The sequence below is a fragment of the Streptomyces sp. NPDC096132 genome, from assembly GCF_044763345.1.
In the GTDB taxonomy this organism is placed as follows: Bacteria; Actinomycetota; Actinomycetes; order Streptomycetales; family Streptomycetaceae; genus Streptomyces.
In genome coordinates, this window is sequence record NZ_JBIWGA010000004.1 from 238,440 (window position 1) to 257,734 (window position 19,295).

18 protein-coding genes are annotated in these 19,295 nt (G+C 71.9%); 11 read left to right on the forward strand and 7 right to left on the reverse strand.

All coding sequences use genetic code 11. The features are described 5' to 3' along the window. Positions 1-9: 9 nt before the first annotated feature. The 5 genes from ACIRF9_RS11755 to ACIRF9_RS11775 all read left to right on the forward strand — a co-directional run bounded on the left by ACIRF9_RS11755 (position 10) and on the right by ACIRF9_RS11775 (position 5,700). Complete coding sequence (locus ACIRF9_RS11755) at positions 10-726, forward strand: aminoacyl-tRNA hydrolase (protein WP_403819419.1); 717 nt, start codon at positions 10-12, stop codon at positions 724-726. Between the two features lie 117 nt (positions 727-843). Then, positions 844-2,187 (forward strand): DUF692 domain-containing protein, encoded by a 1,344-nt coding sequence (locus ACIRF9_RS11760; protein ID WP_403819420.1) that lies wholly within the window; start codon positions 844-846, stop codon positions 2,185-2,187. Between the two features lie 87 nt (positions 2,188-2,274). Further along, complete coding sequence (locus ACIRF9_RS11765) at positions 2,275-3,021, forward strand: DUF4142 domain-containing protein (RefSeq protein WP_403819421.1); 747 nt, start codon at positions 2,275-2,277, stop codon at positions 3,019-3,021. A gap of 90 nt (positions 3,022-3,111) precedes the next feature. Further along, positions 3,112-3,906, forward strand: coding sequence for a TIGR04222 domain-containing membrane protein (locus tag ACIRF9_RS11770; RefSeq protein ID WP_403819422.1), 795 nt, complete (start codon positions 3,112-3,114; stop codon positions 3,904-3,906). Between the two features lie 195 nt (positions 3,907-4,101). Continuing rightward, on the forward strand, positions 4,102-5,700 hold the full coding sequence (locus ACIRF9_RS11775) for an alpha/beta hydrolase (protein WP_403819424.1): 1,599 nt from the start codon (positions 4,102-4,104) through the stop codon (positions 5,698-5,700). Positions 5,701-5,777: 77 nt separating this feature from the next. Here ACIRF9_RS11775 and hemQ read toward each other — a convergent pair whose 3' ends face one another. Both hemQ and hemG read right to left on the reverse strand, forming a co-directional pair. Continuing rightward, the gene (hemQ, locus tag ACIRF9_RS11780; protein WP_403819426.1) at positions 5,778-6,509 is read right to left on the reverse strand and encodes a hydrogen peroxide-dependent heme synthase; all 732 of its coding nucleotides are present in this window, start codon (positions 6,507-6,509) and stop codon (positions 5,778-5,780) included. Positions 6,510-6,514: 5 nt separating this feature from the next. Then, the gene (gene hemG, locus ACIRF9_RS11785) at positions 6,515-8,035 is read right to left on the reverse strand and encodes a protoporphyrinogen oxidase (protein ID WP_403819428.1); all 1,521 of its coding nucleotides are present in this window, start codon (positions 8,033-8,035) and stop codon (positions 6,515-6,517) included. Between the two features lie 162 nt (positions 8,036-8,197). On the opposite strand from hemG, the gene ACIRF9_RS11790 reads away from it, so the two are divergent. Together ACIRF9_RS11790 and ACIRF9_RS11795 are read left to right on the forward strand one after the other, a co-directional pair. Continuing rightward, positions 8,198-9,163: a DUF4349 domain-containing protein gene (locus ACIRF9_RS11790; protein WP_403819430.1), complete on the forward strand. Its 966-nt coding sequence runs from the start codon at positions 8,198-8,200 to the stop codon at positions 9,161-9,163. Positions 9,164-9,190: 27 nt separating this feature from the next. After that, complete coding sequence (locus ACIRF9_RS11795) at positions 9,191-10,588, forward strand: FAD-dependent oxidoreductase (protein WP_403819431.1); 1,398 nt, start codon at positions 9,191-9,193, stop codon at positions 10,586-10,588. A 104-nt stretch (positions 10,589-10,692) separates the two neighbouring features. Here ACIRF9_RS11795 and ACIRF9_RS11800 read toward each other — a convergent pair whose 3' ends face one another. Then, positions 10,693-10,962 (reverse strand): hypothetical protein, encoded by a 270-nt coding sequence (locus ACIRF9_RS11800; RefSeq protein ID WP_403819432.1) that lies wholly within the window; start codon positions 10,960-10,962, stop codon positions 10,693-10,695. A gap of 125 nt (positions 10,963-11,087) precedes the next feature. Here ACIRF9_RS11800 and ACIRF9_RS11805 point away from each other — a divergent pair, with 125 nt between their 5' ends. Then, on the forward strand, positions 11,088-11,900 hold the full coding sequence (locus tag ACIRF9_RS11805; RefSeq protein WP_403819434.1) for a rhomboid family intramembrane serine protease: 813 nt from the start codon (positions 11,088-11,090) through the stop codon (positions 11,898-11,900). Positions 11,901-11,934: 34 nt separating this feature from the next. Here the strand turns inward: ACIRF9_RS11805 and hemE are convergent, their stop codons facing one another. Beyond that, positions 11,935-13,002 carry a uroporphyrinogen decarboxylase gene (gene hemE / locus ACIRF9_RS11810; protein ID WP_403819435.1) on the reverse strand — a complete coding sequence of 356 codons (1,068 nt, stop codon included), beginning with the start codon at positions 13,000-13,002 and terminating at the stop codon, positions 11,935-11,937. A 175-nt stretch (positions 13,003-13,177) separates the two neighbouring features. Here hemE and ACIRF9_RS11815 point away from each other — a divergent pair, with 175 nt between their 5' ends. The 3 genes from ACIRF9_RS11815 (at position 13,178) to ACIRF9_RS11825 (ending at position 16,251) form a co-directional block, all read left to right on the forward strand. Then, the gene (locus tag ACIRF9_RS11815) at positions 13,178-13,846 is read left to right on the forward strand and encodes a DUF3000 domain-containing protein (RefSeq protein ID WP_403819437.1); all 669 of its coding nucleotides are present in this window, start codon (positions 13,178-13,180) and stop codon (positions 13,844-13,846) included. Between the two features lie 311 nt (positions 13,847-14,157). Further along, positions 14,158-14,820, forward strand: a complete 663-nt coding sequence (locus ACIRF9_RS11820; RefSeq protein WP_189292051.1) for a response regulator transcription factor — start codon at positions 14,158-14,160, stop codon at positions 14,818-14,820. A 117-nt stretch (positions 14,821-14,937) separates the two neighbouring features. After that, complete coding sequence (locus tag ACIRF9_RS11825) at positions 14,938-16,251, forward strand: HRDC domain-containing protein (RefSeq protein ID WP_403819439.1); 1,314 nt, start codon at positions 14,938-14,940, stop codon at positions 16,249-16,251. A 5-nt stretch (positions 16,252-16,256) separates the two neighbouring features. Here the strand turns inward: ACIRF9_RS11825 and ACIRF9_RS11830 are convergent, their stop codons facing one another. The 3 genes from ACIRF9_RS11830 to ACIRF9_RS11840 are packed head-to-tail and all read right to left on the reverse strand — an operon-like array spanning position 16,257 to position 19,266. Then, positions 16,257-17,087 (reverse strand): carbohydrate ABC transporter permease, encoded by an 831-nt coding sequence (locus ACIRF9_RS11830; protein WP_403819441.1) that lies wholly within the window; start codon positions 17,085-17,087, stop codon positions 16,257-16,259. Then, entirely contained in the window at positions 17,084-17,953 is an 870-nt protein-coding gene (locus ACIRF9_RS11835; protein ID WP_403819443.1) for a carbohydrate ABC transporter permease, read from the reverse strand. The genes ACIRF9_RS11830 and ACIRF9_RS11835 overlap by 4 nt, the downstream gene beginning before the upstream one ends. Beyond that, positions 17,953-19,266, reverse strand: coding sequence for an extracellular solute-binding protein (locus ACIRF9_RS11840; protein WP_403819445.1), 1,314 nt, complete (start codon positions 19,264-19,266; stop codon positions 17,953-17,955). Before ACIRF9_RS11840 ends, ACIRF9_RS11835 begins: the two co-directional genes overlap by 1 nt. Positions 19,267-19,295 lie beyond the last annotated feature (29 nt).

Below are 19,295 nucleotides of genomic sequence, written 5' to 3' on the forward strand. Positions count from 1 at the left end.
TTGGCGGACGTGAGCCATGACGAACGGTCCCCGAGCAACAGTCCCTTCCAGGCCGAAGCCAGTCCGCGCGACTCCGCGCCGCAGTTCGTGCTGCCTCTGGTCGTGCGGGTGGAGAAGGCGGCGCCGCCTGCCCGTACCGACGCTCTGGAGGTCGCCGCTCGTGCCGTGCTCGTCATGTTGAGTGATGAGCGGTCCCTCGGGGACGGGGAGTGGGCGCAGGCCGTGCGGGACTGGCAGGACGCTCGGATCCGCAAGGTGGTACGGCGGGCTCGGGGGGCCGAGTGGCGGCGGGCCGAGGCGCTGCCCGGGATCACGGTCACGGGGAAGACGGCCGAGGTACGGGTGTTTCCGCCGGTGCCGCTGGACGGGTGGCCGAAGGATCTGGCGCGGCTGCAGGTCTCCGGGACCGATCTCGACGACCCGGAGCCCCCCGTCGACGCCGATCCCGCGACGCCGGTCATCTGGCTGAACCCCGACCTCGAGATGTCCGCCGGCAAGGCGATGGCGCAGGCCGGGCACGGTGCCCAGCTCGCCTGGTGGGAGCTGTCGCGTCAGGAGCGGGAGGCCTGGCGCGAGACCGGTTTCGCGCTCGCCGTGCGGACCGCCCCGGCCGAGCGGTGGCGGGAGCTGACGGCGAGCGGACTGCCGCTGGTGCGGGACGCGGGGTTCACCGAGATCGCGCCGGGGAGCTGCACGGTCGTCGCGGACCATCCCGCCCTGCGCTGAGGCTCCCCCGCGGCCGAACCTCAAATGTTGCTCTGAAGGTGGGCCGGAGGCGGTTCGTCCGTCGGGGGCGGGGTCATACCCCCGTCACCACCGGGGGGACCAGAGGAGACGGTGACCATGATGCGACTGGGGACGGGTATCGGCTGGCGGCCGGAGATCGCGGATGCCGTGGAGCGGATGCCGGGCATCGACTGGGTCGAGGTCGTCGCGGAGAACACCTGTCCGGGACACCTCCCGGAGTCGCTGGTACGGCTGCGCGAGCGGGGGGTCACCGTCGTCCCGCACGGGGTCTCGCTGGGCCTCGGCGACGCGGAGCGGCCCGACGAGGGGCGGCTCACGGCGCTCGCCGAGCGGGCCGCGGCGCTGGGCTCGCCGCTGGTCACCGAGCACATCGCGTTCGTCCGCGCGGGCGGCCCGCTGACCGCGACCCCGCCCCTGGAGGCCGGGCACCTGCTGCCGGTGCCGCGCACCCGGGACGCCCTCGACGTGCTCTGCGAGAACGTGCGCATCGCGCAGGAGGCGCTGCCCGTGCCGCTCGCCGTGGAGAACATCGCCGCGCTCATCGCCTGGCCGGGCGAGGAGCTGACCGAGGGGCAGTTCCTGTACGAGCTGGCCGACCGGACGGGCGTGCGACTGCTCATCGACGTGGCGAACCTGCACACCAACCACGTCAACCGCGGCGAGGACCCCGCCAAGGCGCTCGCGGAACTGCCCCTGGAGGCCATCGCCTACGTCCATGTCGCGGGCGGGTTCGAACGGGACGGCGTCTGGCACGACAGCCACGCCCACCCCGTCCCGCCCCTGGTCCTCGACATCCTGACCGACCTCGCGTCCCGGGTGTCACCGCCCGGCGTGCTGCTGGAGCGTGACGAGAACTTCCCCGAACCGGCCGAGCTGGAAGGGGAGTTGCGCGCGATCCGGGAAGCGGTGCGGGCCGGCGAGCGGCGCGCGGTCCGGGAGACGCTGCGGGCCGGGGAGGCGCGCACCGGGACACGGGAGCCCGCGCGGCCCGGCCGGGGCGCGCGGGCGGTGGAGGCCGGGGTCGACGATGCCGTTCGCCAGCGTCTCGGTGTCGCCCAGGCCTCGCTGCTGTCCGCGCTGGTCGCCGGGACTCCGGTGCCGGAGGGCTTCGACCGGGCGCGGCTCGGGGTGCAGGCGCGGGCGCTGGCGGCGAAGCGGGCCGGTGTGGTGGCCAAGGTGGCGCCGGAGCTGCCGGTCATCCTCGGCGACGGGTACCGTCCGGCGTTCCTCGCGTACGCCCAGGGCCACCCGATGCGCGGCGGCTACCGTCAGGACGCCCTGGACTTCGCGGAGCAGCTGCTGCTCGACGGGCGGCTGGAGGAGGGGCGGGCACGGCGGGAGCTGCGCAGGTGGTGGCTGGACCGGTCGGGGCCCGCGCCGAGGTCGTGGTCGCGGCTGGCCCGGGTCGGACGGGTGGGACGGTCGCTGATCCGGCGGTAGCCCACGCGTGTCGAGGTTGACGGCGCAGTAATATGCCTTTCCGCACCCGAAGCGCACCAGCGTGCGGTGCCGTGAGCAGGAGGCACCATGCGACCGCGACCCCCCGTCAAGGGCAGAGGCATCTTCAGTGGCACCGGGATCATCGTCACGGGCCTGGCCGCGACCCTCGTCGCGCTCCTCTTCCCGCTCTGGTCGTACGAGAACCAGTCGAACAACGGAGTCGACGTACTGAACGCCGAGGTCGTGGCGACGCAGTACGGGCCGCTGTCCGAGCTCGACCGGGAGTTCATCACCAAGGTCCGGCTGGCCGGGCTGTGGGAACTGCCCGCCGGGCAGCAGGCGCAGCAGAAGGGCACGACCGCCGCCGTACGGACGGCCGGTCAGCACCTCGTCGAGGGGCACACCTTCCTGGACGCGCGGGTGCGCGACGTGGCGTCGAAGCTGGGCCTCGGCCTGCCGAACGAGCCCAACGACCAGCAGAAGGGCTGGCTGGCGGAGCTGAACGCGGCACAGGGCGTGGACTACGACCGGAAGTTCGCCAACATCCTGCGGCTCGCGCACGGCCGGGTGTTCTCCGTCGTGGCGCAGGTGCGGGCCGTCACCCAGAACTCGCTGGTGCGCGCCCTCGCCGACGACGCCAACACGACCGTCCTGGACCACATCAGGATCCTGGAGGACACCGGGTACGTCGACTTCGACGCCCTGGCCCGGGACATGGCCGCGACCGGCACCCCCGCTCCCGCGGCCGACCCCGGGACCGTCGTCCCGCTGACGCCGTCGCCGACCTTCACGCTGCCGCCCGCCGCGGCGAGCCCGGCGCCCACCGGCTCCTGAGCCAAGCGGAACGTCACATACCCACAACGCTCCGTCCGGATGATGAACAAGGCATGGCGTTTTCCCGTGTACACGGCATAGAAACGTGACATGTTCTGGGTCCTTCTCCTGCTCCTGGCCTGGGCCGTCGCGGGCACGGCGTGCACCCGGCTGTGCCTGGCCGCCGTACGTGCGGCCGCCGTCGACACGGACGCGGGCCAGGGACATGACCTGACGCTCTACGAGGCGGCGTTCCTGTCCGGCGGGCCGGGCCGGGTCGCCGATCTGACCATGGTGTCGATGGCGCGGCAGCAGCGGCTGCTGCTCGCCCACACCGGCTGGGCGACCGTCGTGGACCCGCGCGGGCGCGACGAGATGGAGCGGTCGGTGATCGGGGCCATCGGACCCGAGGGGCAGTCCCGGATAGCCCCGGTGCGGGCCGCCGCGGCGGCCGCGGACGCGGTGCGCGGCCTCGCCGACCGGCTCGTCAGCGCCGGCCTCGCGGTGCCCGACGGGGCCCGTACGACGGTGGCGGCCGGGGTGCGGCAGGTGCGGCTGGCGGCCGTGTTCGTCCTGGCGGTGGGCGCGGTCGCGCTGCTGACGCCGACGACCCCGGCGGGCGGCACCGACATGCCGCGCGGTCTGGTCGCCCTGTGGTTCGCGCTGCCGCTGGCGCTCACACTGAGCTGTCTGGCCATAGCGCGCGTCGAGGTGCATCCGTACTCGCGCTGGGCCTCCCCGGCCGGGCAGCGGCTGCTGGGCACGCTGGCCCGACGGGCCGGCGGCCCGGGCGCGGTCGCCGGGCCCGGCGACGACCGTACCTACCTCACCTCCGTGGCCGTCCTCGGCCTCCGTGCGGTCGACGAACCGGACCTGCGGGCGGCCTTCGCCCACCGCGAGGAGTAGGGCCTCTCTTTCGGATCCTGCCGGGGGTCGCGGGGTCCGGGCCCCGTCCGGCGGACCACGCCGGAGGGTGCGTATTCGCCTCCCGGGGGGCGCACTTGGAGCATTGGGGCCGACACCCGGGGGCGGTGCTTGCCTTCCTCCATGACCGTACGAAACATCCCTTTTGTCGCCGCCGTGCACCGAAGGGACACACGCATGAGAGCTGCCGCGCTTTACTCGGCCATGGGAGCCCTGCTCCTGACCACCCTCTCCGCCGCCCCGGCAGGCGGCCTCCCCGGCACCCCGGACACCCCGGGCGCCGGCGGTGTTCCCGCCGGTGTCGCGCTCGCCGCCGCCCGGGCCGCCGCGAAGGGCATCGACTTCGGGAAGTGCGCCGACGCGCAGGACCTGCCCGGCAGTATGCGGTGCGGCACGGTCGCCGTCCCGCTCGACTACGCGCGCCCGAACGGCAAACAGATCGAACTGACCGTCAGCCGGGTCGGGGCCACCCACCGGGACCCGCACAACAGCAAGCACCGCGTACCCCGCAAGGGCTCACTGGTCTTCAACCCCGGCGGTCCCGGCGGCTCCGGCCTGTACTTCCCGCTGATCGGCCTGCTCCCGGAGTGGAAGCGCATCGGCGCCGCCTACGACCTCGTCGGCTACGACCCGCGCGGCGTCGGCCGCTCCGCCCCCCTGTCCTGCCAGGACCCCAAGCAGTACTTCAAGGGCCCCTCCCCCGCGCCCACGCACCCCACCGAGTCGTACAAGCGGGAGCGCATCGCCGAGGCGAAGGCCTACGCACGCGGCTGCGCCCAGCGGGCCGGCAGTGCCCTGCAGCACTACAACTCGCTGAACAACGCGCGCGACCTGGATGTGCTGCGGGCCGCGCTGGGCGAGAAGCAGCTGAACTTCATGGGCGCGTCGTACGGCACCTACTTCGGCGCGGTGTACGCCACGCTGTTCCCCTCGCACGTACGGCGGATGGTGTTCGACGCGGCGGTGAACCCGGACCCCGAGCGGATCTGGTACCGCAACAACCTCGACCAGTCGATGGCGTTCGAGAGCCGCTGGGCGGACTTCCGGGAGTGGGTCGCCAAGAACGACAAGGTGTACGGGCTGGGGGACACGGCCGAGAAGGTGCTGAGCAGTTATGAGCGGGCCCAGGCCCGGCTGGCCGCGGAGCCGGCGGGCGGGAAGGTCGGGCCGGCGCAGCTGCAGAGCGCGTTCCTGCAGGCCGGGTACTACGACGACTACTGGCCGCACCGGGCGAAGGCGCTGTCGGACTACCTGAAGGGCGACCCGAAGGAGCTGATCGCGCAGGCCGGCCCGGTCATGGAGTCCGCGGCGGAGGCGGAGAACTCCACCGCCGTCTACACGGCCGTGGAGTGCAACGACGGGCCCTGGCCGACGGACTGGAAGGTGTGGGACCGGGACAACACTCGGCTCGCGCGCGTGGCGCCGTTCGAGACCTGGGACAACGTGTGGGCGAACCTGCCCTGCGCGTACTGGCCGGCGGCCCGGCAGAAGCCGCTGGACGTGCGGACCGGGCCGGGTGAGCTGGCGCCGACGCTGATCCTGGCCGCCGAGCGGGACGCGGCCGCGCCGTACGACGGGGCCCTGGAGATGCACCGCCGCCTGTCCGGGTCGGTGCTGGTGACCGAGCGGGACTCCGGTACGCACGGCATCGCGGGTGGGGCCAACCCGTGCGTCAACGGGCACCTCGACGCGTATCTGCTGGAGGGCCGTCTGCCGGGCCGGCGTGCCGCGTGCGCGGGGCACGCCGAGCCGAAGGCGAGTGCGTCGAAGAGGTGAGGAGGAGGTGAGGCCGTCGGGGAACTGCGGACCGTGGGTGGCTGGTCGCGCAGTTCCCCGCTCCCTTTCGGGGCGCTCTACGCGAGGCCGGCGATCAGGTCCGCCACCGACTTGCGGCGGCCCGTGTAGAACGGGATCTCCTCGCGGACGTGCATACGGGCCTCCGAGGCGCGCAGGTGGCGCATGAGGTCGACGATGCGGTACAGCTCGTCGGCCTCGAAGGCCAGGATCCACTCGTAGTCGCCCAGCGAGAACGAGGCGACCGTGTTGGCCCGCACGTCGGGGTAGCCGCGGGCCATCTTGCCGTGGTCGGCGAGCATGCGGCGGCGGTCCTCGTCGGGCAGCAGGTACCAGTCGTAGGAGCGCACGAACGGGTAGACGCTGACGTAGTCGCGGGGCGTCTCGTCGGCGAGGAACGCCGGGATGTGCGAGCGGTTGAACTCTGCGGGGCGGTGCAGCGCCATGTTCGACCAGACCGGCTCCAGGGCGCGGCCCAGCTTCGTACGGCGGAAGAGGTTGTACGCCTCCTGGAGCTGGTCGCTGGTCTCGGCGTGCCACCAGATCATGAGGTCGGCGTCGGCGCGCAGACCGGACACGTCGTACGTGCCGCGGATCGTCACGTCCTTCGCGGCGAGCTGGTCGAACAGCTCCTGGACCTCGTCGGCGTAGCCCGTGCGGTCCTCAGGCAGCACGTCCTTCAGCTTGAAGACCGACCACAGCGTGTAGCGGATGACCTCGTTGAGGTCCTTGGCCAGCTTGCCCTTGTTCGGGATCCTGCCGGACTCGGTGGTGGGGGCGTCGTCACTCATGGTTCTCATTCTCCTGCTCCGCCGTGCAGACTTTGCACCGGGTTGGCGGTGAGCTCGCGTACGGCGCTCAGGTCGCCGTGGATCTGGTCGACCGCCGCGTACGCGCTCGCGACGCAGGCCGGGATGCCGACGCCGTCGTACTGCGCGCCGCACAGGGCGAGGCCGGGGAGCTTTGCGACGTGCTCGCGGATGCGGGCCACGCGCGCGTGGTGGCCGACGGGGTACTGGGGCAGACCGTCCGTCCAGCGGGTGACGCGGGTCTCGAGCGGGGTGGCGTCCAGGCCGGTGGCCTCCCGCAGGTCGTGCCGGGAGACGTCGACGAGGTCCGCGTCGTCCCGCCGGAGGATCTCCGTCTCGCCGTACCGCCCGACGGAGGTGCGCAGCACGATCACGTCCGGGTCCTCCTCGGCGATCCAGCCCCACTTCTGCGAGGCGAACGTCGACGCCTTGATGGTGCGTCCGTCGACGGGCGGGACGAGGAAGCCGCTGCCCTCGGGCAGGGCGGTGCCGGAGCGGCGGTAGGCGAGGGTGACCAGGGCCATCGAGGCGTACTCGACGGTGCGCAGCTCGGCGGCGGCCGCCGGGGACTCGGCGGCGAGCAGCCCGGCGGCTACGGGCGCGGGAACGGCGACGACCACGGCGTCGGCGGCCAGGACGCGGTCCCCGGCGACGACCCGCCAGGACGCGTGCGGCCGCGCCGCCGCGGAGGCGTGGCCGGGCGGCCCGCCGGTGGCGTCGGTCCCGGCCGGCGCGGCCACTCGGCGCAGCTCCGTCACCGGCGCCCCGGTCAGGATCTCGCCGCCCCGCGCGCGGACCGAGTCCGCGACCGCGAGGGGCAGCCGGCCCACTCCGCCCTCGATGCCCATGAAGACGGGACCGGTCTGCTGGTGGGCGGCGGCCTTCGCCTGGAGCTCGCGGACGGCCTCCGTCAGGGAGGTGTGGGTCCGGGCGGCCTGGTAGAGCTGCGGGACGGCCGAGCGCATCGAGATGCGGTAGGCGTCGCCCGCGTACACCCCGCCGAGCAGCGGCTCGATCAGCCGGTCGACGACCTCGCGGCCGAGGCGCGCCGCCACGTACTCCCCGACCGCCACGTCCTCGCCGACCTCCGTGCGCGGCAGGTCGGCGTCGCGCTCGATGCGGGCGAGGCCCTCGTCGGAGAGCACGCCGGACAGGGCCGCGGCGGTGCCGGGGACGCCCATGACATGGCCCTTGGGCATGGGGCGCAGGGCGCCGCGGGTCCAGATCGAGGCCGTGGCGGTGGCCGGCGGCTGGAGGTGCTCGGTCAGTCCCACCTCGCGCGCGAGGGCGACCGCCTCGGGGCGGCGGGCCAGCATCGACTCGGCGCCGAGGTCCACGCGCACACCCGCGATCTCGCCGGGCAGCAGCTTGCCGCCGAGCCGCCCGGACGCCTCCAGCACGGTCACCCGCGCCCCGCGCTCCAGCAGCCGGTGGGCGGCGGCCAGACCGGCGATCCCGGCTCCGATGACGACGACGTGCTGCCCCGCAGCCGTACCCGTTGCGCTCATGCCCCCACTCTCTCAGACCCCACCGACAGCCCGGCCAGGGCCATGTGGCCCTGTCGAGTCCCGACCGTGACCGCTTCGGAACCGACTCCCCCCAACGTCCGGACCGGCCCGGGCGTCGAAGGAACGTCAGTCGTCACCACGACCCTCGGGGGGTACGCCCACATGCGCACACGACGTTCGGTACGGCCGGTCCACACGGTGGCCGGGATCCTGCTCGCCGCCGCCCTCGCGCTCACCGGGTGCAGCGGCGCCGCCAGCTCGGGCGGAAGCTCCGACTCCGCCGCCAAGGCCGCCGGGGACGCCGGCGTCCAGGAGGACGCCAAGCAGGGTGCGGAAGCGAGCGGCTCCAAGGCCTCCTCGGCGCCGAAGCTCACCGCGAACCGCATCATCCGCACCGCCTCCCTGACCGTGCAGGTCAAGGATGTGCCGAAGGCCCTCGACGAGGCCCGTGCCACCACCGAGAACGCGGGCGGCTACGTCGGCGACGAGACCACCACCCGGGACGAGGAAGGCGCCGAGCGCACCCGTGTCGTACTGCGGGTGCCCGTCGAGCGCTACGACGACGTCCTCACCGACCTCCAGGGCGCGGGCAAGCTGCTGGAGCGCACGGCGAAGGCCCAGGACGTCACCGACCAGGTCGTCGACGTCGACAGCCGCATCAAGTCGCAGCGCGCCAGTGTCGCCCGGGTCCGCGAGCTCATGGACCGCGCCACCAAACTGAGTGACGTGGTCGCCCTGGAGGGCGAGTTGAGCAGCCGTGAGGCCGACCTGGAGGCGCTGCTCGCCCAGCAGGCGTCCCTGAAGGACCGCACCAGCCTGGCCACCATCACGCTGAACCTGTCCGAGAAGCCGGCCGAGAAGAAGGCCGCCGAGGACGACGAACCCGGGTTCCTGGACGCGCTGGCGGGCGGCTGGGACGCCTTCGTGACGATGCTGCGCTGGCTCGCCGTCGTCCTCGGCGCGGTGCTGCCGTTCCTCGCGGCGGCGGTCCTGCTGGTGCTGGCCTGGCTGCGGCTGCCGCGCCGCCGGAAGCCGGAGACGACAAGCACGACAAGCACGACAAGCACGGCGGGTGCCGCGGGCTCGACCGGCACCGCGGGTGCGCCGGGCACGCCCGAGCAGGACTGAAATACGCCTCCCCCGTAGCGTGTTCGCATGAGCATGCGAGGACGGGAACGACTGGTCGTCATCGGCGGGGACGCCGCGGGCATGTCCGCGGCGTCCCAGGCCCGCCGGCTCAAGGGACCGGAGGAGCTGGAGATCGTCGCCTTCGAACGCGGTCACTTCACGTCCTTCTCCGCGTGCGGCATCCCGTACTGGGTGGGCGGCGACGTCACCGACCGGGACGACCTGATCGCCCGCACCCCCGAGGAGCATCGCGCGCGCGGGATCGACCTGCGGCTGCGCACCGAGGTCACGGAGATCGACGTGGCCGGACGGCGGGTACACGCGCGTGACGTCGATTCCGGTGCTGGATCGACGTACTGGACGTCGTACGACAAACTCGTGATCGCGACCGGGGCCCGCCCGATCCGGCCCGATCTGCCGGGCATGGACGCGCGGGGCGTGCACGGGGTGCAGACGCTGGACGACGGGCAGGCGCTGCTCGACACGCTGACACGCGCGCGGGGCAAGCGGGCCGTGGTCGTCGGCGCGGGCTACATCGGCGTGGAGATGGCCGAGGCGCTCATCAACCGGGGCTACGAGGTGACGGTCGTCAACCGCGGCAGCGAGCCGATGTCCACCCTGGACCCGGACATGGGCCGCCTCGTCCACGAGGCCATGGAGGGCCTGGGCATCACCATGGTCGACGACGCCGAGGTCACCGAGCTGCTCACCGGCGAGGACGGCTGGGTACGGGCGGTGGTCACGAAGGACGCCGAGTACCCGGCGGACGTGGTCGTCCTCGGCATCGGCGTCCGCCCGGAGACCACCCTGGCCGAGGCCGCCGGCCTGCCCCTCGGCACGCACGGAGGTCTCCTCACCGACCTGGCGATGCGGGTGCGCGGCCCGCTCGCCGACGGGACGATCTGGGCGGGTGGCGACTGCGTGGAGGTCCTCGACCTGGTCTCCGGCCAGGAGCGCCACATCGCGCTGGGCACCCACGCCAACAAGCACGGCCAGGTCATCGGCACCAACGTCGGCGGCGGCTACGCCACCTTCCCCGGCGTCGTCGGCACCGCCGTCAGCAAGGTCTGCGACCTGGAGATCGCCCGCACGGGCCTGCGGGAGAAGGACGCGCGCAGGGTGGGTCTCCAGTACGAGACGGTCACCATCGAGTCCACCAGCCGTGCCGGCTACTACCCCGGCGCCTCCCCCATGACGGTCAAGATGCTCGCCGAACGCCGCACGGGCCGCCTCCTGGGCGTCCAGATCGTGGGGCGGGAGGGCGCGGGCAAGAGGGTGGACATCGCGGCGGTGGCACTGACGGCACGCATGACGGTCGACCAGATGACCGCCCTGGACCTGGGCTACGCCCCACCGTTCAGCCCGGTGTGGGACCCGGTACTGGTGGCGGCACGAAAGGCGGCGGCAAAGGTGCGGAACTTTTAGCCGACCGCGAGGGCGGCCAACGCAGGGGCGCGGGGCTGTGTCCCTTTGCGGCTCCGCCGCGTGGGCGCGACCAGCCCCCACGCACCCGCACCCGACAACGCTCCTTACGCAGTACCGCTCAGCCGCGGCAACGCAGAAACCGGCGCCGCAGCGGGCTGCTCGGCCGGCTTCGCATGCGCAGCCGCGGCCGGCCGCGACCGCAGCCGGTGCGAAACGGCCTCATCCAGCGTCACCGGCCGCTGCATCTGCGAAGCAAGCCGCCCGGCCTCCTGGCCGAGCCGCGCCACGTCCTCCCACGGCAGCCTGATGACCAGTGCGATCTCCGCCTCGCCGTCGGGCGTGGCGTGCATCGGAGGAGTAACTCGGTCGTTCATCGCCTGTTCCTCACGTCGTCCCCGCGACCCGCCTTCCCCGTGCCGCGGACGGTTGCCGGTTCATACGCGCCCGCCGGGAGCCGTGTTCACCGATTCGCCGAACGGATCGGGGGCAGTACTTCCTTGTGGTCATCCCCGTCCATGACGTGAACCCGGTGCGCCGCACGCCGGTGGTGACGTACGCCCTGATCGCGGCGAACGTCCTCGTCTTCCTGTTCATGCCGGGCCTGTCCGGCTCCGTGGCCGGCGACAGCACCCTGGCCCAGACGTGTCATCTGCACGCCTTCCTGGAGCACTACGCGGCCGTACCGCGCGAGTTGATCCACCATCAGCTCCCCCAGATCGTCCCGACAGGAGCCGTCCGCGGCGGCGGCTGTCTGCTGGGCCCGCCGGACTACGACAAGTCCCCGGCGCTGAGCGTCCTCACCGCGATGTTCCTGCACGGCGGCTGGCTGCACCTGCTGGGCAACATGCTGTTCCTGCTGATCTTCGGCAACAATATCGAGGACCGCATGGGCCACATCCGCTTCGCGCTGTTCTACGTCGCCTGCGGCTATGCGGCGTCGTACGGCTTCGCGCTGCTGAACGCCGACTCGACGGACCCGCTGATCGGCGCGTCCGGGGCGATCGCGGGGGTGCTGGGCGCCTACCTGGTGCTGTATCCGAAGGCCAGGGTGTGGGTCCTGGTCCCCTTCCTGGTCTTCCTGCCGCTGCGGCTGCCGGCCTGGCTGGTGCTGGGCTTCTGGTTCGTGCTCCAGGCGGTGTACTCCTCCGGCGAGGGCGTCTCCGACGCGGGCACCGTGGCGTACGCGGCGCACATCGTGGGCTTCCTCGCGGGCATGCTCCTGGCCTGGCCCCTCAAGCCGGGCACGCCTCCGCCACCGGAGCCACGGGGCCTGCTGTTCGGCCGACGGGCCCGGCCCCGGCACACGTGGTGAGGGGCCGGGGCGGACGCTCTCTCCGCCCGGTTCCCTAGCGGGCGGACTGGGTGTGCACGTACTCGACGAGGCGGGTCAGGGCGTCCGGGTCGGTGGACGGCATCACACCGTGGCCGAGGTTGAAGACATGGCCCTCCAGGCCGGCGGCCGTGTCGAGGACCTCGCGGGTCTCGGCCTCGACGGCCTCGGTGCCGGCGAACAGGACGGTCGGGTCGAGGTTGCCCTGGAGCGCCTTGCCGGGGCCGACGCGCCGGGCGGCCTCGTCGAGCGGGACGCGCCAGTCGACGCCGACGACGTCCGCGCCGGCCTCGCCCATGAGCTTCAGGAGCTCGCCGGTGCCGACGCCGAAGTGGATGCGCGGGACGCCGTACCCGGCGACGGCGTCGAAGACCTTCGCGGAGGCCGGCAGCACCGAGCGGCGGTAGTCGGCGGGGGCGAGCGCGCCGGCCCAGGAGTCGAAGAGCTGGACGGCGCTCGCGCCGGCCTCGATCTGGACCTTCAGGAACGCGGCCGTGATGTCGGCGAGGCGGTCGAGCAGGTCGGCCCAGAGCTGCGGGTCGCCGTACATGATCGCCTTGGCGTTCTCGTACGTGCGGGACGGGCCGCCCTCGACGAGGTAGCTCGCGAGGGTGAAAGGCGCGCCGGCGAAACCGATCAGCGGGGTGGCACCGAGCTCGGCGGTGAGCAGGCCGATGGCCTCGGTGACGTAGGAGACGTCCTCGGGGGTGAGGTCGCGGAGCCGGGCGAGGTCGGCGCGGGTGCGGATCGGGTGCTCGACGACCGGGCCGACGCCGGGCTTGATGTCGAGGTCGATGCCGATGGCCTTGAGCGGGACGACGATGTCGCTGAAGAAGATCGCCGCGTCCACGTTGTGCCGGCGCACCGGCTGGAGGGTGATCTCGGTGACCAGGTCGGGCCGCATGCAGGACTCGAGCATCGGGATGCCCTCGCGGACCTTGCGGTACTCCGGCAGGGAGCGTCCGGCCTGCCGCATGAACCACACGGGCGTGTGCGGCACGGGTTCGCGCCTGCACGCCTTCAGGAAGGCGCTGTCGTACGTCGCTGTCGGCTGCCGGCCCGCAGGGCTCTCGTTCAGGCTCACGTCGGCAAGTCTCGCACGGCGCCGCGGGCGCCGACGCCGCCCCCTGCCGTGCCCCGGACATACCCGTTCGGCCCTTGCGGCCGGGGCGCGTGTTCGCCCAGCGCGCAGCCGCCCGTGACCTCCGGGCGGGTGTCATGCCCTGCACGAGGCCGCAGTTCCCCTTAATCTTCCCCGCATGGCTGCGGCTCAGGGACGACTGTCGGACGGCGCTGGCGGGATGGACGAGGCGAACGAGGGGGACCGCGATGGGAGCAGGTCGGCACCGCTGCCGTTCCGGGCCGCCGTCGACGCGCTGAGGGCTGTGCGGCTGCGGCCGCAGATCGAGGTCGAGCCGGCCCCGGCGCCCAAGCGGCTCGCCCCGTTCGCGTACGCGCTGGAGGCGACCGTCGTGGACGGTGAGCAGGATCTGGCCGACGGGCGGCTGGTGCTGCTGCACGACCCGGACGGGCACGACGCCTGGCGCGGCACGTTCCGGCTGGTGACCCTGATCCGGGCCGAGCTGGAGCCGGAGATGGCCGCGGATCCGCTGCTGCCGGAGGTGTGCTGGTCCTGGCTGACCGGGGCGCTGCAGGCGCGCGGTCTCGGGTACGGCGAGCCGAGCGGGACGGTCACGCGGGCGAGCTCGCACTACTTCGGTGGTCTGGCCGAGCGCCCGGCGAACTCGCAGATCGAGATCCGGGCCTCCTGGACGCCCCGTGAGGGGCTGGGCGGGGTGCCGGACTCGGGGGCGCATCTGGCGTCCTGGTGCGATCTGCTGGCCCAGGTGGCGGGGCTGCCGCCGGCCGGCCCGGGGGACGCGTCGGTGGTGACGCTGCCGCAGCGGCGGGGGCCGCAGCCGCGCTGACGGATGTAACTCATACAGGTGTATCGGTCGCCGGGAAACGGCGACCGACCCGTTTGGCCGTCCTCATTGACCATCTCTTTGTCGATACGGCCACTTTCGATCCCGTACGACATACACCCAAACCGATTCGATCTTCGGATGATCGATCGCGTGTCCGAATTGCACGTATTGTTACTCACTAGATCGTGATCATTTTCTAAAGGACGCCGGGTCCGCTGCCGAAGACGACTGTGACCTTGAAAGCACGGTTCGTCCCGGCTCTCTCCCCACAAGCCCCCCGAACCGGCTCCGTCCCCCACCCAGGAGGCCTGGTGTCCGTTCTCCTCGAGCAGCCCGCAAGCCTGGTCGCCTACCGCCCGAACAAGCCCACCGCGATGGTGGTCGTGGCCGACCCGCGCGTGCGTTCCACCGTCACCCGACATCTCTGGGCCCTCGGTGTGCGCGACGTCATCGAGGCCTCGTCCATCGCGGAGGCTCGTCCCCGCATCGGCAACCCCCGCGACATCTGCGTCGCCGACGTCCACCTCCCCGACGGCTCCGGTCTCACCATCCTTTCGGAGACCCGCGCCGCGGGCTGGCCCAACGGACTCGCCCTCTCCGCCGCCGACGACATCGGCGCCGTGCGCAACGCCCTCGCGGGCGGTGTCAAGGGCTATGTCGTCACCGGCACCCGCACCAACGTCGGGCTCCCCACCCGGCCCGGTGCTGCCCCCATCGGAGCAGCGGCCGCCCGTCTGCACCGCCGCCCCCCGGGTGCCCCGAGCCACCCGGGCGGCTACCGCGAGCTCTCCGGCCGCGAGGTCGAGGTGCTGCGCCTGGTCGCCGAAGGCCAGTCGAACAAGGCGATCGGCGTCTCGATGGGCCTGTCCGCGCTGACCGTCAAGAGCCACCTCGCCCGCATCGCCCGCAAGCTCGGCACGGGCGACCGCGCCGGGATGGTCGCGGTGGCCCTGCGGACCGGCATCATCCACTGACCACTTTCCGATTCCTTCCCGATTCCCTCCCTGCCCTGACTGGTTTACGACCCCGGGGCGCCCGCCGACGGAACGTTCCGTCGGCGGGTCCCGTCCACACACGGATACCCTTGACAGGTGACCGACGCCCAAGAAACCGCAGCAGCCAGTTCACTGCGAACCACCGGAGGCGCCCCTCCGGACGACGGCGGATCTACTGCTTCTCCTGTTTCCGGGGCGCCGACACCTGAGCCGACATCCGAGCCGACACCTCTGCTCGAACCGCGCGAGGGCATTCCGCCCGTGATCGCCGACGAGGCCTCCCTCGCCGAGACCATCGCCGCCTTCGCCGCCGGCCGCGGCCCCGTCGCCGTGGACGCCGAGCGCGCCTCCGGCTACCGCTACGGACAGCGCGCCTATCTGGTGCAACTGCGCCGCGAGGGCGCCGGCAGCGCGCTGATCGATCCCGTGGCCTGCCCGGACCTCTCGGAGCTCGGCGCGGCCCTCTCCGACGCCGAGTGGGTGCTGCACGCCGCCACCCAGGACCTGCCCTGTCTGCGCGAGATAGGTCTGGTGCCGACGCGTCTGTTCGACACCGAGCTGGCCGGGCGGCTCGCCGGGTTCCCGCGGGTCGGCCTCGGCGCGATGGTCGAGGGCGTGCTGGGCTTCGTCCTCGAGAAGGGGCACTCCGCGGTCGACTGGTCGACCCGCCCGCTGCCCGAGCCCTGGCTGCGGTACGCCGCCCTGGACGTCGAGCTCCTCGTCGACCTGCGCGACGCGCTGGAGAAGGAGCTGGACCGGCAGGGCAAGCTGGAGTGGGCCCGGCAGGAGTTCGACGCGATCGCGTCCGCCCCGCCGCCGGAGCCCCGCAAGGACCCCTGGCGCCGTACGTCCGGCATGCACAAGGTGCGCCGGCGGCGGCAGCTCGGGGTGGTCCGGGAGCTGTGGCAGACGCGGGACCGGATCGCCCAGCGGCGGGACGTCTCGCCGGGCAAGGTGCTCTCGGACGCGGCCATCGTGGAGGCCGCGCTCGCGCTTCCCGCCCATGTGCACGCGCTGGCCGCGCTGAACGGCTTCGGGCACCGCATGGGCCGGCGGCAGCTGGAGCAGTGGCAGGCGGCCGTCGACCGGGCGAAGGGGCTCAGCGAGTCCCAGCTGCCGCAGCCGGGGCAGCCGGTGGCCGGGCCTCCGCCGCCCCGGGCGTGGGCCGACAAGGACCCCGCGGCCGCCGCCCGCCTGTCGGCGGCGCGGGCCGCGGTCTCCGCGCTGGCCGAGGAGCTCGCCATGCCCCAGGAGAACCTGATCGCCCCGGACACGGTGCGCAGGGTCTGCTGGGAGCCGCCGGTTCCCCTCGACGCGGAGTCGGTCGGGGGCACGCTCGCGGGACTCGGGGCTCGGCCGTGGCAGGTGGAGCAGGTCACGCCGGTGCTGGTGGCCGCGCTATCCGGCTGAGTGCGTCACCTGGACGCGCCCCGCATGAAGCCGTTGTAGATGTACTTCTGCAGCGCCAGGAACACGATCAGTGTCGGCAGGATGACCAGCACGGCTCCTGCCGAGATCGTTTCCCAGTGGGCCGCGTAGGGGCCCTTGAAGCGGAACAGGGACGTCGAGATCACGCCAAGATCTTGTGAGGGCATGTAGAGGAAGGGGATGTAGAAGTCGTTGTAGACGGCGATCCCCTTCACGATCACGACCGTCGCGATCGCCGGTTTCAGCAGCGGGAAGATCACCTTGCGGTAGATCGTGAACGGACCCGCGCCGTCCAGACGGGCCGCCTCGTCCAGTGAGATCGGGATCGACCGGACGAACTGCAGGAAGATGTAGATCGAGACGATGTCCGTGCCCATGTAGAGGGCGATCGGGGCCCAGCGGGTGTCGTACATGCCGAGGCTGTGGACGATCTGGAAGGTCGCCACCTGGGTGGTGACCCCGGGGACCAGGGCGGCCACCAGGAACAGGGCGATCACCAGCTTCCGGAACCGGAACGTGAAGCGGTCGATGGCGTACGCCGTCATCGAACCGATCAGGACGGTCCCGCCGACGGAGATCACCAGGATGAAGGCGGTGTTGCCGAACGCCGTGAGCATGCCGCCGTCCCGGAACGCCGCGACGTAGTTGTGGAAGTTCAGCGGGTCGTGCGGCAGGGTGAGCGCGCCGCCGCTGTCGGCCGTCTCGTTCTCCGTCTTCAGGGACGTGAGCAGGACGACGCCGAGCGGGAGCAGGACGCTCACCGCCGCGCCGGTGAGCGACAGGTACACGAGGGTGCGGGCCACGGCTCGGCGTGTCATACGAGGTCCACCCTGTCGTCGGGGACGAGGCGCCGCTGTACCCAGGTCACCAGCAGGGTGATCAGCAGCAGCACGACGGCCGCCGCCGAGGCGAGGCCCGTCTTGTTGAACTGGAAGGCCAGCTTCACGGTCTGGATCACGAAGGTCTCGGTCCCGGTCGCGCCGCCCGTCATGATGTACGGGATCTCGAAGGCCGCGAGGGAGCCGGAGACCGAGAGGATCACCGTCAGCGTCAGCACCGGTTTGATCCCGGGCAGGATGATGTGGCGGAACTGGTTCCAGCGGTTCGCCCCGTCGAGTTCGGACGCCTCGTACAGCTCTCCCGGGATGGACTGGATCGCGCCGAGGAACAGGACGAAGTTCATGCCCAGGTAGCGCCAGATCGAGACCCCCGCCAGGGACGCGTTCGCCGAGAAGGGGGTGCCCAGCCAGGCGTGGTCGGTGTGGACGCCGAAGAGGCCGAGGACCGTGTCGAGGGTGCCGCCGTCCTGGAAGAAGTAGAGGAAGACGAACCCGATGGCCACCCCGTTCACCAGGGACGGGAAGAAGATCACGCCCTTGAAGAAGTTGCGGAACCGGACCCGGAAGCTGAGCACCGTCGCGAAGTACAGCGCGGCGACGATCTGGATCGCCGAGGCGGCCAGGTAGTACCCGCTGACGAAGAACACCTGGAAGAGGTCCTCCCGGGTGAAGATCTCCGCGTAGTTCTCGGCGCCCGTGTAGTGCAGTTCGGGGCTCACTCCGTCCCAGTCGGTGAAGCTGTACGCGACCATGTTGGCGATCGGCGCGTAGGTGAAGGTGATCAGCAGGGCGAGCGGGGCCAGCAGGAACAGCCAGGGGGTCAGGCCCCGCCGGAAGCGGGTCATCAGTCGCCCACGTTCTTCTGCGTCTCGGTCCACTTGCGGCCGAGGTCCGCGAAGAAGTCGTCCAGGCTGCCCTTCTTCGCGCCGCGGGCGAGGTCGACGAGGTCCTGGCGGTACTCGGGCTTGTTGATGCCGACCTCGGACTCGTCGTCGATCAGCTTCACCCGGGCGCCCGCCGAGTCGTCCAGCTCGATGAGCTTCACACCGGCGTCCTCGTACGGCCTGAGCACCTCGGGCATGGGGGCGTCCTTGAGCGGGGAGATGGCGAGGTTGTCCCGGTCGTAGCCGGACTTGTCGGTGAACCAGTCGATCCAGGCGCGGGCCGCCGCCTTGTGCTTCGAGTGGACGTTGACGGCCTGGTGGTAGTCGGGGCCGACGGTCGCGCAGAACGTCCCGTCCACCTGGGCCGGGAACGGCATGAAACCGATGTCCCCGGGATCGACGCCGGCCTTGCGGGCCGCGTCCTGGAACTGGATGATCGCCCAGGTGCCGAGCCACTGGGTGGCGATCTCGCCCTTGGCCGTACGGGGCTTGGACTCCTCCCAGTTGCTGGTCGTCGGGTCCTTCTCGGCGAGGCCCTCCTCGACGATGTCGTGGAGCAGGGTGTCACCCGTGCGCAGGTCGCTGCCCTTCGCCCACGGGTCGCCCTCCGCCAGCCTGGTGGTGGCCTGCGGGTCGCAGGAGACGGAGCCGTTGACGAAGGTCCAGGAGGTCAGCGGCCACTGGGCGGCGAAGTTGGTGTAGTACGGGATCGCGTCGGTCTTCGCCTTGATCGCCTTCAGACCGGCGAGGAACTCGGCAGGCGTGGTGGGCCACTCGGTGACCCCGGCCTCCTTCCAGACCCGCTTGTTGTAGACGAAGCCGGGCATCACACCGTTGGGGCTCTGGCCGTAGACCTTGCCGCCGACGGTGGTGAAGTCGGTGAAGCGGTACTTCTCGCTGCGTTCGGCCTCGGTGCCGAGGGAGGCGAAGAACTTCGGGTAGTCGCTCTTCTTGATGACCCCGGGGATCAGCAGGACGTCGCCGTAGTCCTCCGTGTTCATCCGGATCTTGATCTCGGCCTCGTAGTTGGTGAGGGCCTGGAACTCGACCTTCACCTTGGGGTACGTCTTGTTGAACTCGGCGGCGTACTTTTTCATCGTGCCGTCCTGCACGAGGTCGGTGCGCACGGTGAGGACCGTGATGGTGCCGCTCACCTTCGACGGGTCGTCGGGCGCCTCGGCGTCCGCGCCCTTCGCGCTTCCTCCGGTACCGGTGCAGCCGGGAACCAGCAGGGCGGCTCCCACGACCATGGCCAGGACTGTACGGCGGTTCATGTGCATCAGCTCCGTTCGAGGGACGGACG

Excerpts from the sequence above, each read along its gene's own strand:
- hemG (WP_403819428.1), bottom strand. The coding sequence starts at position 8,035 with ATGAGCGCAACGGGTACGGCTGCGGGGCAGCACGTCGTCGTCATCGGA.
- ACIRF9_RS11765 (WP_403819421.1), top strand. The coding sequence starts at position 2,275 with ATGCGACCGCGACCCCCCGTCAAGGGCAGAGGCATCTTCAGTGGCACC.
- ACIRF9_RS11815 (WP_403819437.1), top strand. The coding sequence starts at position 13,178 with ATGGCTGCGGCTCAGGGACGACTGTCGGACGGCGCTGGCGGGATGGAC.
- ACIRF9_RS11800 (WP_403819432.1), bottom strand. The coding sequence starts at position 10,962 with ATGAACGACCGAGTTACTCCTCCGATGCACGCCACGCCCGACGGCGAG.
- ACIRF9_RS11775 (WP_403819424.1), top strand. The coding sequence starts at position 4,102 with ATGAGAGCTGCCGCGCTTTACTCGGCCATGGGAGCCCTGCTCCTGACC.
- ACIRF9_RS11840 (WP_403819445.1), bottom strand. The coding sequence starts at position 19,266 with ATGAACCGCCGTACAGTCCTGGCCATGGTCGTGGGAGCCGCCCTGCTG.
- ACIRF9_RS11760 (WP_403819420.1), top strand. The coding sequence starts at position 844 with ATGATGCGACTGGGGACGGGTATCGGCTGGCGGCCGGAGATCGCGGAT.
- ACIRF9_RS11835 (WP_403819443.1), bottom strand. The coding sequence starts at position 17,953 with ATGACCCGCTTCCGGCGGGGCCTGACCCCCTGGCTGTTCCTGCTGGCC.
- ACIRF9_RS11790 (WP_403819430.1), top strand. The coding sequence starts at position 8,198 with ATGCGCACACGACGTTCGGTACGGCCGGTCCACACGGTGGCCGGGATC.
- ACIRF9_RS11830 (WP_403819441.1), bottom strand. The coding sequence starts at position 17,087 with ATGACACGCCGAGCCGTGGCCCGCACCCTCGTGTACCTGTCGCTCACC.
- ACIRF9_RS11770 (WP_403819422.1), top strand. The coding sequence starts at position 3,112 with ATGTTCTGGGTCCTTCTCCTGCTCCTGGCCTGGGCCGTCGCGGGCACG.
- hemQ (WP_403819426.1), bottom strand. The coding sequence starts at position 6,509 with ATGAGTGACGACGCCCCCACCACCGAGTCCGGCAGGATCCCGAACAAG.
- ACIRF9_RS11795 (WP_403819431.1), top strand. The coding sequence starts at position 9,191 with ATGAGCATGCGAGGACGGGAACGACTGGTCGTCATCGGCGGGGACGCC.